Origin of the sequence: Gilliamella sp. Pra-s60 (assembly GCF_009795755.1) — a bacterium.
Classification (GTDB): domain Bacteria; phylum Pseudomonadota; class Gammaproteobacteria; order Enterobacterales; family Orbaceae; genus Gilliamella.
Window position 1 is genome coordinate 1 of the sequence record NZ_WTFA01000015.1, and the last position, 12,862, is coordinate 12,862.

General features: G+C 36.5%; 11 protein-coding genes. 1 reads left to right on the forward strand and 10 read right to left on the reverse strand.

Annotated features, from left to right (window positions below):
• Window positions 1-415 precede the first annotated feature (415 nt).
• From frr to miaB, 10 genes are all read right to left on the reverse strand, one after another.
• The gene (gene frr, locus GQ596_RS09105; RefSeq protein WP_160401368.1) at window positions 416-973 is read right to left on the reverse strand and encodes a ribosome recycling factor; all 558 of its coding nucleotides are present in this window, start codon (window positions 971-973) and stop codon (window positions 416-418) included.
• A gap of 29 nt (window positions 974-1,002) precedes the next feature.
• A complete protein-coding gene (pyrH, locus tag GQ596_RS09110; protein WP_160401369.1) occupies window positions 1,003-1,737 on the reverse strand; it encodes a UMP kinase in 735 nt (244 codons plus the stop codon).
• Window positions 1,738-1,852: 115 nt separating this feature from the next.
• A complete protein-coding gene (gene tsf / locus GQ596_RS09115; protein WP_160401370.1) occupies window positions 1,853-2,710 on the reverse strand; it encodes a translation elongation factor Ts in 858 nt (285 codons plus the stop codon).
• Window positions 2,711-2,803: 93 nt separating this feature from the next.
• Window positions 2,804-3,544: a 30S ribosomal protein S2 gene (gene rpsB / locus GQ596_RS09120; protein ID WP_160401371.1), complete on the reverse strand. Its 741-nt coding sequence runs from the start codon at window positions 3,542-3,544 to the stop codon at window positions 2,804-2,806.
• Window positions 3,545-3,966: 422 nt separating this feature from the next.
• Window positions 3,967-5,148: a serine hydrolase gene (locus GQ596_RS09125; protein WP_160401372.1), complete on the reverse strand. Its 1,182-nt coding sequence runs from the start codon at window positions 5,146-5,148 to the stop codon at window positions 3,967-3,969.
• A gap of 14 nt (window positions 5,149-5,162) precedes the next feature.
• Complete coding sequence (gene mrdB / locus GQ596_RS09130) at window positions 5,163-6,269, reverse strand: peptidoglycan glycosyltransferase MrdB (protein WP_160401373.1); 1,107 nt, start codon at window positions 6,267-6,269, stop codon at window positions 5,163-5,165.
• Between the two features lie 2 nt (window positions 6,270-6,271).
• On the reverse strand, window positions 6,272-8,209 hold the full coding sequence (mrdA, locus tag GQ596_RS09135; RefSeq protein WP_160401401.1) for a penicillin-binding protein 2: 1,938 nt from the start codon (window positions 8,207-8,209) through the stop codon (window positions 6,272-6,274).
• An 18-nt stretch (window positions 8,210-8,227) separates the two neighbouring features.
• Window positions 8,228-9,250, reverse strand: a complete 1,023-nt coding sequence (locus GQ596_RS09140; protein WP_237398399.1) for a PhoH family protein — start codon at window positions 9,248-9,250, stop codon at window positions 8,228-8,230.
• Between the two features lie 23 nt (window positions 9,251-9,273).
• Complete coding sequence (locus GQ596_RS09145) at window positions 9,274-9,753, reverse strand: hypothetical protein (protein WP_160401374.1); 480 nt, start codon at window positions 9,751-9,753, stop codon at window positions 9,274-9,276.
• Window positions 9,754-9,823: 70 nt separating this feature from the next.
• Window positions 9,824-11,251, reverse strand: coding sequence for a tRNA (N6-isopentenyl adenosine(37)-C2)-methylthiotransferase MiaB (miaB, locus tag GQ596_RS09150; RefSeq protein ID WP_160401375.1), 1,428 nt, complete (start codon window positions 11,249-11,251; stop codon window positions 9,824-9,826).
• A gap of 374 nt (window positions 11,252-11,625) precedes the next feature.
• On the opposite strand from miaB, the gene GQ596_RS09155 reads away from it, so the two are divergent.
• Entirely contained in the window at window positions 11,626-12,861 is a 1,236-nt protein-coding gene (locus GQ596_RS09155) for an N-acetylmuramoyl-L-alanine amidase (RefSeq protein WP_160401376.1), read from the forward strand.
• The last annotated feature ends 1 nt before the right edge of the window (window position 12,862 follow it).

Genomic DNA, 12,862 nt, shown 5'->3' on the forward strand with positions numbered 1-12,862 from the left:
ATGGCGAATAATCTGCCACTTTTTTTGTTAATTTATTGTAAAGATTTGTTAGGGTAAGAAAGCGTTGCTTTGGTTTTTTTGGGGGAGTGGCGTTTTTTATGGGGTTGGGTGGTTTTTAAAGGAAGTTATAGTTAAGCGTTTGGCACTGAGTCGTTTGATAAAGGTATAAATTGTTCTATAGATAGTAATATCGGACGTGCAGTAATTAATCATTATAAATTATTGCTTATGATTAACAAGAAAAAGATTTTTCCTATCTAACGAATAAAAATTTAGATTACTTATTTTGGTATTTTCCATCCTAAAATAGCTTTCAGTATAAAATTAGCTTTTCAATGGAAAAAACGCTCTGCTTTATAAAACAGAGCGTTTGGAAGAAAATAGAAAATAGAAAATAGAAAAAAGAATAGAAAAATTAGAACTCCATTAGTTCCTTTTCTTTGTCAGCAAGCACTGCATCTAATTTTTTAATTGCGGCATCGGTCGCTTTTTGGATTAAATCTTGTGCTTTACGCTCATCATCTTCAGAGATTTCTTTATCTTTTAGTAACGCTTTGATTTGGTCGTTAGCATCACGGCGAATATTACGGATTGATACTCGGCCTTGTTCTGCTTCGTTACGGACAATTTTAGTTAAATCGCGACGGCGTTCTTCAGTTAATGGCGGTAGGGGGACACGAATAACAGTACCAGCTGACGCTGGGTTAAGCCCTAAATCTGATGTTAAGATTGCTTTTTCAATTAGTGGCGTAAGTGATTTGTCAAATACAGTAATCGCTAGCGTTCTTGCGTCTTCAGCAACAATGTTAGCTAGTTGGCGTAGTGGCGTAGGACTGCCGTAATATTCGACCATGATGCCATCTAATAAGCTTGGTGATGCGCGCCCTGTTCTTACTTTAGAAATGTGAGTTTGAAACGCATCGATGCTTTTTTCCATGCGCGTTTGCGCTTCTTTTTGAATCTCGTTTAACATAATAAAAACCTTATTTAAAATAAAAATAATTAGCAGGTTACGGTTGCTTTGTTATTAATTAATGTTCCTTCTGGTTCACCTAAAATGACACGACGCAATGCGCCTGGTTTATTCATGTTGAAAACACAGATAGGTAAATTGTGGTCACGCGCTAGCGTAAAAGCAGCTAAGTCCATGACTTTTAATTCGTCTTCGAGTACTTTGTCATAATTGAGTGTTTTGTAAAGTGTCGCATTAGGATCTTTTACAGGATCTGCAGAATAGACGCCATCAACTTTGGTAGCCTTTAAAACAACATCGGCTTCAATTTCAATGCCACGCAAACACGCTGCCGAGTCGGTTGTAAAAAATGGATTACCTGTACCTGCAGAAAGGATCACCACTTTACCATGACGAAGTAAGCTAATTGCTTCAGTCCAACGGTAATCATCGCATACGCCATTTAATGGAATGGCTGACATTAGGCGAGCGTTTACTTCAATTCGGTGTAATGCATCACGCATTGCAAGACCGTTCATGACAGTTGCTAGCATTCCCATGTGATCACCAACAACACGATTCATTCCTGCTTTTGCAAGACCTGCACCACGAAATAGGTTCCCCCCCCCAATCACAACTGCAACTTGAACGTTCATTTCAATTAATTCTTTGATTTCTTGCGCCATGCGATCAAGAACCGTTGCATCAATACCAAAGCCTTCGTCGCCTTGTAGCGCTTCACCACTGAGTTTTAGAAGAATACGTTTATAAAAAGGGGTTGCCATATAAAATCTCGCTATTTCGTTACTTGATTATTTAGCCAGTAAATACTAACAAATAATTATTTTAAGATATTTTGTAGATAAACAAAACCGCCTTAACGGCGGTTTTTTTAAACAATTAAGATTGTTTTGATATCGCTGCAACTTCTGCTGCAAAGTCAACTTCGACTTTTTCAATACCTTCACCCACTTCAAAACGGATGAATGAAGCAACTGCTGCGTTCTTTTCTTTTAATAAGTCACCAACAGTTTTTGATGGTTCCATTACAAATGGTTGACCAGTTAAAGAAACTTCACCAGTAAATTTACGCATACGACCTTCAACCATTTTTTCAGCGATTTCGCGTGGTTTACCAGATTGCATTGCAATGTCGATTTGGATGTTACGTTCATGTTCAACCACATCAGCAGGAACATCACTTGGATCAACGTATTCTGGTTTGCTTGCAGCAATGTGCATTGCGATGTGTTTAACTAACTCATCGTCAGCACCGTTTGCAGCAACTAATACACCAATACGAGCACCGTGTTGGTAACTACCTACTACGTCACCTGCAATTTCAGCAACACGACGAATACCGATGTTTTCACCGATTTTAGCGACTAATGCTGTGCGCTCTTCTTCAAATTTTGCTTGTAGGGTTGCAACATCAGTAATACGATCAGCTAATGCTGCTTGTGCTACTTTGTCACTAAATGCTAGGAAGCCTGCATCTTTTGCAACGAAGTCTGTTTCACAGTTGACTTCTAAAATAACACCGAATTTTTTGTCAGCAGCGATTTTAGAAATAATCACACCTTCAGCAGCAACACGGCCTGCTTTTTTAGCCGCTTTTGCTTGACCTGATTTACGCATGTTGTCAATTGCAAGTTCAATGTCGCCATTAGCTTCAACTAATGCTTTTTTACATTCCATCATGCCTGCGCCAGTTCTTTCGCGCAGTTCTTTTACCATAGAAGCGGTAACTTCAGCCATTTTTTAATCCTCTATTTAACCATTGTGATGATTTTCATTAGAATGGGTCGATTTGATTATTTTACAGATCGACCCTGAAAATATTTGAGTTTATTATTCAGCTGCTGGAGCTTCTTCAACAAAGCTTGCTTCAGAGACTGGAGATTGGTTTTGCTCACGACCCGCACGAACTGCATCAGCAACCGCATTTGCATATAATTGAATTGCGCGGATTGCGTCATCATTACCAGGAACGATGTAATCAATACCATCTGGATCTGAGTTAGTATCAACAACAGCAATGACTGGAATACCTAAATTGTTAGCTTCTTTGATAGCGATATGTTCATGGTCTGCACCAATAACAAAAATCATATCGGGTAAGCCACCCATATTTTTAATTCCACCCAAGCTATTTTCTAATTTAGCCATTTCACGAGCACGCATTAGTGCTTCTTTTTTGGTTAATTTGTCAAATGTACCATCACTAGCTTGTGTTTCTAAATCTTTTAGACGTTTGATTGATTGACGTACTGTTTTCCAGTTAGTCAACATACCACCTAACCAACGGTGATTAACGTAGTATTGTCCACAGCTTTCAGCCGCTTGTTTGATCGCTTCGCTAGCTGCACGCTTTGTACCAACAAATAAAATTTTACCTTTACGAGCGGCAACCTTGTTTAATTCAGCTAATGCTTCGTTGAACATAGGAACTGTTTTTTCAAGATTGATGATGTGAACTTTGTTACGTGCACCAAAAATAAATGGTTTCATTTTTGGGTTCCAATAACGAGTTTGGTGTCCAAAGTGTACACCCGCTTGTAACATATCGCGCATTGATACTGTAGTAGTCATGATTTCCTCATTTTGACGTTGGGGTTATGCCTCCACATATCCGCTTTATCCGACCTAATTGCATTAAGCAAAAGGCACCCCGGAAAAGTGTAATAATATGTGTGTGTTATAACGTTAATTAATCATTAAAAGTAATGCTGTTATTCACAGTTATTTTTGTAAAAAAATAATGCGAAATGTAGCGCGCGTTTTATACCATAAATTGTATAAAATTGCTAGCTTTTTATCTTTGCTGTTGGTGATTTTGTGTGGTTTGTTTTTTATTCGTTCGTGATTAGGCTGTTTATTGGTGGTAAGTATGGTAATAAATCGGAACAAAAAACTTCAATAAAATCAATGCCTTTCCTGACGGTTTTTTAGTGATTGTTAACGTCGTTCTGTAAGTAAGCACTTACAGAACGTTTATAGTAATTCGTTTATAATTAGTTGAATAACTTATGGCATTGTAGGCAGATCCAATCCCATATTCCGCCAAAGAATCCAGTTTCTTCAATATCCTGTAATGCAACAAGCGGTTGTTCGTTAATAACTTTGCCGTCTAGTAAAAATTGCATTTTACCTACGGCATTGCCTTTGGCGATTGGGGCATAGATATAATCGTCAATTTTATATTCTACTTGTACATCAGCAGCTCGTCCTTTTGGTACAGTAATAAATGCGCCATTAACGGCACCAAGTTGGATTTTGTTTTGATCACCATACCAAATCGATTCGGTAGCAACTGGGTTACCTGCTTTTACAGGATTTGCGGTTTCAAAAAATCGAAACCCCCAGACTAATAGCTTTTTACTTTCTGCTTCGCGACCTTTAAATGTGCGTCCGCCCAGTACCGCTGAAATTAAGCGGGTGTTGCCTTCTACCGCCGAGGCAACTAAGTTGTAGCCTGCAGCATTGGTGTGACCTGTTTTTATTCCGTCAACGTTTAATGTGGTGTCCCAAAGTAATCCGTTTCGGTTTAATTGTGGTTTGGATAGCGTGTAGGTAAATTCTTTTTCTTTATAAATAGAATATTCTTCAGGTAGGTCACGAATTAGTGCTTGACCTAAATATGCCATATCTTTGGCTGTGGTGTATTGTCCTGGTGCATCAAGTCCGTGTACAGTTTCAAAATGCGTATGGTTTAGTCCAATTTTTTTTGCATAATCATTCATTAAGTTAACAAATGCACCTTGGCTACCTGCTACATGTTCAGCCATAGCAATACAAGCATCATTACCTGATTGAATAATGATACCTTTGTTTAGATCAGAAACAGAAACCGTTTTACCGACTTCTAAAAACATTAGTGATGAGCCTTTTAATATTGGGTTACCCGTTGCCCAAGCATCTTTACTGACAACAACCATATCATCATTTTTTATGCGACCTGATTGTAATGCTTGCCCAACCACATAGCTGGTCATCATTTTAGTTAAGCTTGCAGGATCGCGCTGCTGTTCGGCATTATATTGTGCTAAAATTTCACCTGATTTTGCATCAATTAGAATGTAAGCTTCTGCGTCTAATTGCGGAATAGCAGGAATAGGAAATGCCATTTCAGCCGATGCCGATGAACAAATTGCAAGCGCTAAGAACGTAAAAGATAATTTAAATTTCTTTTTCATTTATTTAAATTCCGTTAAATATTTTTGGATAACATGTATCGATGAGTGTGTATAGACATCATAATGCCAAAACTTGCCATTAATACAATTAGGGATGAGCCACCGTAACTTATTAGTGGTAATGGTACACCAACAACAGGCAAGATTCCACTGACCATACCAATATTAATGAACACATAAATAAAAAATACTAAAATAAGTCCACCAGAAAGGATCCGTCCAAAGGTGGTTTGCGCCTGCGCTGCAATAAATAGCCCTCGCACAATTAGGCATAAAAATAAGATCAGTAAGATGACGGAGCCAATAAAACCAAACTCTTCAGCAATAACTGAAAAAATAAAGTCGGTATGCCGTTCAGGTAAAAATTCAAGTTGCGATTGTGTGCCTTCAAGCCATCCTTTTCCCCATATACCGCCCGATCCTATTGCTATTTTTGATTGAATAATATGGTAACCAGCCCCACTTGGGTCAAGTTCAGGGTTGATGAGCATAAGTACACGTTTTTGCTGATAATCATGCATTAAACAAAACCACATAATCGGTAAAAAAACAGCAATTAAAATAAGTGCAATAAGAATATAGCGCCAGCTCATGCCTGCTAAAAAGATAATAAAAATGCCTGACATGGCTATCAATATAGCAGTCCCTAAATCGGGTTGCATAGCCACCAGTAATGTGGGTACCCCAATGATAGCAAGTGTTTGTAACGTGGTCTTTAATGGTGGTGGACATCCATCACGGTGAATGAATTTAGCAACCATTAATGGTACAGCAATTTTGGCAATTTCAGAGGGTTGAAATCGCAATACACCTAAATCTAACCAACGTTGGGCTCCTTTACTGGTATAACCAAAAATATCTACCAGTAATAAGATTAAAATACAAACCACATAGAGATATGGCGCCCATTTTTCATAAGTTCTGGGCGAAAATTGCGCCAATATAATCATAGCAGCAAAACCAAGTAATATTTGTATTGCTCGCTTTTGTATCATGTCGATACTTTGTCCTGTTGCACTCCAAAGAATATAAAGGCTATAACCCAGTAATAACGTTATAAATAAAAAGAACAGGGGATCAATATGTATTTTTTGCCAAAAACTCTTTTTAATATTATTCATTATTAGTCCTCTGTTTCTGTATTGGTTGACGGTTGGTTGAGCTCGGTAGAATTGTTGCCTAAAAGGTAAAAATCCAATATTTTACGTGCTACCGCACCACCGTTCGAGCTACCACCCCCGCCGTTTTCTAAAACAATGGCTAAGGCTATTTTTGGTTTATCATAAGGCGCATACGCAATAAATAATGCATGATCGCGTAAATGTTCAGGTATTTTATGGGCGTTATAGATTTCGTCTTGCTTTAAGCCATAAACCTGTGCAGTACCCGATTTTCCCGCTGCTTGATATTTTGCATCAGCATAAATTTTGCGTGCTGTTCCTCGTGCACCAAACATAACTCGGTGCATACCTTCTTTAACAAGCGACCAATAAGCTGGGTTAACATCAACTAGGCTAGTTGCTTCGATATAATTATTTGAATCAACTTGAGGTTGCTGTTCATTAGAATTTAAAATATCGCTCTTTTTATATAATAAAAAGTGTGGTGTATAGGTTTTGCCGTTATTGATCAACGTTGTTAGTGCTTTGGCCATTTGTATTGGAGTTGCTGTCCAATAACCTTGTCCTATGCCAACAGGTATAGTATCACCTTGTAACCAAGACTTTTTATGCCGTTTGATTTTCCACTCACGACTAGGCATTACTGCTCGTGTTTCTTCATTTGGCGAAATATCTATGCCTGTTCGCTCACCATAACCAAATTTACTCATCCATAAGTTTAAGCGATCAATGCCCATGTCATAAGCAACTTGGTAAAAGTAGGTATCAACCGATTCCTCAATGGCTTTTAATACATCAACACGACCATGTCCCCATTTAAGCCAATCTCGATAACGTCGTTCTGTACCCGGTAATTGCCACCAACCAGGATCGTTAACTACGCTTTTTGGGGTCACTACACCTTCACTTAATGCCGCAATAGAAATAAACGGCTTAACAGTCGAAGCCGGTGGATAAGCACCGAGTAAAGCTCGATTAAAAAGCGGTTTACTTGGGTCTTTGAGTAATTCACTATATTTAGTGCTTGATATCCCACCCACAAACGGGTTGGAATCATAACTTGGGCTTGAAACTAAAGCTAATATTTCACCATTATTAGGGTCAATTGCCACCACAGCTGCTTTACGTCCAGCTAGTAATTGTTCAATATATAGTTGCAATTTAAGGTTGATAGATAAATAGATATCTTCGCCCGCTTGGGGGGGATTTTTATTTAGTTGACGAACAATACGTCCGCGGCTGTTAACTTCAACTTTTTCATAACCCGGGGTTCCGTGTAATACATCTTCGTAGTATTTTTCGATACCCATTTTACCAATATTAAAAGTAGCTACATAATCGCTGGTTTTATTTTCATCTTCTAGACGTTGTTTATCTTGGCTGTTAATTTTAGAAATATATCCAAGAATATGGGTTAGTGATGCCCCATAAGGGTAATAACGATGCTGTATATCCACTATGGAGACATATGGAAAGCGGTGTTGATCAACAACAAAACGCGCAATCTGTTCTTGAGTTAAGTTATTTTTTAATGGGACAGGTCTGTGCGCTTTATAATTTCGGCGCTCTTTTTGGAAATTTTCGATATCTTCGTCAGTTAAATCAACAATTTTTTTTAATTCATTAAATTGTTCATTCAGGTTTTTTACCTTATCAGGAATGATGTTTAATTGATATGTGATATTGTTAATGGCCAATGGGGTGCCATTACGGTCATAAATCATGCCGCGATTAGGTGGAATAGGTATAATTTCAATGCGATTATCATTGGATTTGGTGCTGTAATAACCGTAATTTACAATCTGCAATCCAGCAAGGTTTACAAGCAAAACAATAATTAAAATGATAATGACAATAAATGAAAACAACGCTCTACGAAAAAATAAATTTGCTTCTGCTGAGTGATCTCGAATGTTTGTTTTCCTTTTTTTGCTTGAAATAGGGATAACAATACTCCTCTAAATGTTTTTTTCTGTTTGTGGTTTATGTTGCTGTTCTTCCCATTTATCATAAGCATTAACAATTTTGGCAACCACTGGATGGCGTACCACATCTTCGCTATTGAAAAAATTAAAGCTGATTTCATCAACTTTACTTAGTACCTCAATGGCATGGCGTAAGCCCGATTTTTGATGACGTGGTAAATCTATTTGAGTAATATCACCAGTAATTACCGCTTTAGAATTAAAGCCGATACGGGTTAAAAACATTTTCATTTGTTCAATTGTGGTGTTTTGGCTTTCATCAAGAATAATAAAGGCGTCATTAAGCGTACGCCCACGCATATAAGCTAGTGGTGCGACTTCAATCACGCTTTTTTCAATCAGTTTTTCAACTTTTTCAAAGCCAAGCATTTCAAATAAAGCATCGTAAAGTGGACGTAAGTAAGGATCCACTTTTTGACTTAAATCACCTGGTAAAAAGCCTAACTTTTCACCAGCCTCGACAGCGGGTCGGGTTAGTACAATGCGGCGAATTTGCTGTTTTTCAAGTGCATCTACTGCTGCCGCCACAGCTAAATAGGTTTTACCTGTTCCTGCTGGCCCTATACCGAACGAGATGTCATAATCTAAAACATGAGCAATATATTGAGCTTGATTAGCCGTTCGGGGTTTGATAATACCCCGTTTGGTTTTTATCATCACTAGCTTTCCGCCTTGATGATCAATATAAGCAGGTAAGTGTTCACTTGCTTTTTGTAAAGCACCTGACTCTTTTATTGCTAGATGTATTTGTTCAGGCTCAATATCAATAACTTTATCTTTGATTTGGGTATGTTGATAAAGGGATTGTAAAATATCAATAGTTGCTTGAACGCAGATACTGTCACCTGTTATTGTAAATAAATTACCTCGGTGATTAATTTCAATACCAAGTCTGCGCTCTAGCTGTTTAATATTGTCATTATAAGGACCACAAAGACTATTAAGACGCTGATTATCAGCAGGTTCTAGCATGGTTTCATTTGTCGTAATATTCAAAGATAAGTCCTCTAATTTTAATATTAATCACTAATGCGTCCTTCACACAAAGAACACTTTTCAACACCTTTTAAAAAGTCCATATTGCACTGATGGCAAGATACGATGTTTCCGTTAACAACATTGTCAACAGCTCTTATTGATTGACTTCCATCAAATCCTTGTGATTTTAATTTATTGACTAACATTGAAATAGGCGTTCCGCTTTTTAACTCTTGCTCAACATATGATGCAACTTGTTCTTCAAATGTTGGTGGTACATATTCAAGTACCTTTTCGTTATAGTCATTATTACATTCATTACACTTGATATAACGACCTAATGTTTCAAAACTAAAAATAGGAATAAAAAACAACGTAAAATATTTTGCCATTTTTATTTGTGTGTATTTTTGCTGTTTTTCATCAGTAGTAATATTTTGTTGCGAACAGCAATTTGGGCAATTAAATTGTCCACTATGTTCGTTAACTTCCCTTCCACGAGTTCCAAAAATAATAAACATTTTCTTTCCTATCCTTTTATTTAATAACTTTTTAATTTTTATTATAAAAACTAGTTAAATGGTTTTCTTTTTATGGTTGATAAATACCAACACCTAAATCGTTTTCTTTTCGAGTTCGCGATATCACTGACATTGGAGATTCATTTACCCGCAAATCCATTTCATCTTCGGTACGAATAACTTTACCACGCAATGAATTTGGATAAACATCAGTTATTTCAACATCAACAAATTTACCAATCATATCAGGATTGCCTTCAAAGTTAACAATTCGATTGTTTTCAGTTCGGCCTGTTAATTCCATCAGGTCTTTTTTAGAAGGACCTTCAACTAAAATGCGTTGTACAGTATTTAACATTCGGCGACTAAATTGCATGGCTTGTTGATTGATTCGTTCTTGAAGAATGTATAAACGTTGTTTTTTCTCTTCTTCTGATACGTTATCTTCCATTTCAGCAGCAGGTGTACCTGGGCGAGCTGAATAAACAAAGCTATAGCTTAAATCAAAATTTACATCGGCAATAAGCTTCATAGTTTGTTCAAAGTCTTCTTGTGTTTCCCCAGGGAATCCAACAATAAAGTCAGAGCTAATTTGAATATCTGGTCGAACTTTACGTAGTTTGCGAATAATTGATTTATATTCAAGCGCTGTATGCGTTCGTTTCATTAGGTTTAATATGCGATCTGATCCACTTTGTACCGGTAAATGTAAAAAACTCACCAGTTCAGGCGTATCACGATAAACATCAATAATATCATCGGTAAATTCAATTGGGTGACTGGTAGTAAAACGAATGCGATCAATCCCGTCAATAGCCGCAACTAAACGTAATAACTCAGCAAATGAACAAATATCACCATCAAATGTTGGTCCACGATAAGCATTAACATTTTGCCCAAGTAAATTTACTTCTCGCACACCTTGTTCAGCAAGTTGTGCTATTTCATAAATTACATCATCACAAGGTCTGCTAACTTCTTCCCCTCGAGTATAAGGGACAACGCAATAAGTACAATATTTATTGCATCCTTCCATAATTGAAACAAATGCTGTTGGACCTTCGCTACGCGGTTCAGGTAATCGATCGAATTTTTCTATTTCAGGAAAGCTGACATCAACCACATGATTGCCGTTACCACTTTTTATTTGTTCTATCATTTCTGGTAAGCGGTGGAATGTTTGTGGTCCAAAAATAATATCTACAAATGGGGCACGTTTGCGAATATGCGCACCTTCTTGAGATGCCACACACCCCCCGACACCAATAATGATATTTGGGTTGTGCTGTTTTAAGTTTTTCCAACGACCTAACTGGTGGAAGACTTTTTCTTGAGCTTTTTCCCGAATAGAACAAGTGTTAAGTAATAAGATATCGGCTTCTTCAGCGTTGTCTGTTAAGGTTAATCCGTGGGTAGATTCAAGGAGATCGGCCATTTTTGTCGAATCATATTCGTTCATTTGGCAGCCCCAAGTTTTGATATGTAATTTTTTGCTCATCAATAACTCAGCTATATTAATTGTTAAAATGAAAACGGGTTTAAATCCGCGATTTTAGCGTGCCATATTGTAATCTTTTGTTATTGTAGGGTCTATAATAAATTAAAAAATGACAATATAAAGTAAAGCTTGTTTTTATGACTTTAAATAAAAGGTAATAAGTGAGTTAAATAAGTTGTCATTAAAAATATTAAATATAAAACAATAAGTTAATTTAGTGTTCTTTTTTTTGTTAATAAAAAATATAAAAAAATTAAAAAAGGTTTATTTATTTATCAAAAAACAATCAATTATGATAATCATTCTTTTTTATATATTTTTATTTTATGCTATTATCCGCGGCAAATTGCGGTAACAAATGAAGTGTTTAATATATGACAAAGACATTTAGTCCAACAAAACGCCTTTTTATTAAAGGTATTATTGCTACATGTTTGTTATCTGTTACTCGTGTTGGCTTTGCTATAAATAAAGCCCAAGTTGTTGCTGTGCGTGTTTGGCCTTCGTCAACCTATACACGAATTACGTTAGAATCTAATATTGGCTTAACTTATAAGAGTGCTTCGCTTTTTAATCCTAATCGTATTGTTATTGATATTGATAATATCGATTTAACCCCTACACTTAAAACGATTTCATCAAAAGTACTAAATCACGATCCTTTTATAAAATCAATCAGCGTTATTAAGCTAAATTCTAATACAATCAGAATTATGATCGAATTAAAGCAAGAGGTAGAGCCTAATACCTTTAAATTATCACCTGTTGCAGAATTTAAACATCGTTTAGTTATGGATCTTTACCCATTAAAATCATCTGCAACACAAAACGATGATCCTTTACTTTCACTATTAGAAGAATATAAAGCAGGCGATCTTAGTAAAAAACAAGCTCAAATAAAAACACCAATAAATAAAAAGAAAAATGCACCTATTATTGTTATGCTCGATCCTGGCCATGGAGGGGAAGATCCCGGTGCAATCGGCTACAGTAGAACCCGTGAAAAAGATATCGTTTTGCAAATTGCTCGTCGAACTTATAACTTGCTTAGAAAAGAGCCTAATATTAAAGTCTATATGACTCGTAATGAGGATGTTTTTATTCCCTTAAAAGTAAGAGTTGCTAAAGCAAGATCACTTCATGCTGATCTGTTTATTTCTATTCATGCAGATGCTTTTGCTAATCGTTCAGTAGGAGGGTCATCTGTTTTTGCTTTATCAACCCGTGGAGCAAGTAGTTCCGCTGCTAGTTATTTAGCACAAACTCAAAATGAAGCCGATCAAATAGGTGGTGTTAGCCGTAGTGGTGATAAGTATTTGGATAATACTATTTTAGATTTGGTTCAAAAAACAACACTAAGCAATGGAGTGTTACTTGGTAATGCTATTTTAAATCGAATGAAAAAAGTGAATAAAATGCATAAACCATCACTTGAAAAGGCAGGATTTGCCGTGTTAAAAGCACCCGATATTCCATCTGTTTTAGTTGAAACAGCCTTTATTAGTAATATCAGTGAAGAAAAGAAATTAAAGACTGCTTCGTTCCAAAATCAAGTATCTAAATCAATTGTTGATGGTATTAAAGATTATTTGAAAAAACGTAAAAATTAAA

What these genes read in the sequence shown, in the direction of transcription:
- frr (WP_160401368.1), bottom strand. Translation starts at nt 973, where the DNA reads ATGTTAAACGAGATTCAAAAAGAAGCGCAAACGCGCATGGAAAAAAGC.
- pyrH (WP_160401369.1), bottom strand. Translation starts at nt 1,737, where the DNA reads ATGGCAACCCCTTTTTATAAACGTATTCTTCTAAAACTCAGTGGTGAA.
- tsf (WP_160401370.1), bottom strand. Translation starts at nt 2,710, where the DNA reads ATGGCTGAAGTTACCGCTTCTATGGTAAAAGAACTGCGCGAAAGAACT.
- rpsB (WP_160401371.1), bottom strand. Translation starts at nt 3,544, where the DNA reads ATGACTACTACAGTATCAATGCGCGATATGTTACAAGCGGGTGTACAC.
- GQ596_RS09125 (WP_160401372.1), bottom strand. Translation starts at nt 5,148, where the DNA reads ATGAAAAAGAAATTTAAATTATCTTTTACGTTCTTAGCGCTTGCAATT.
- mrdB (WP_160401373.1), bottom strand. Translation starts at nt 6,269, where the DNA reads ATGAATAATATTAAAAAGAGTTTTTGGCAAAAAATACATATTGATCCC.
- GQ596_RS09145 (WP_160401374.1), bottom strand. Translation starts at nt 9,753, where the DNA reads ATGTTTATTATTTTTGGAACTCGTGGAAGGGAAGTTAACGAACATAGT.
- miaB (WP_160401375.1), bottom strand. Translation starts at nt 11,251, where the DNA reads ATGAGCAAAAAATTACATATCAAAACTTGGGGCTGCCAAATGAACGAA.
- GQ596_RS09155 (WP_160401376.1), top strand. Translation starts at nt 11,626, where the DNA reads ATGACAAAGACATTTAGTCCAACAAAACGCCTTTTTATTAAAGGTATT.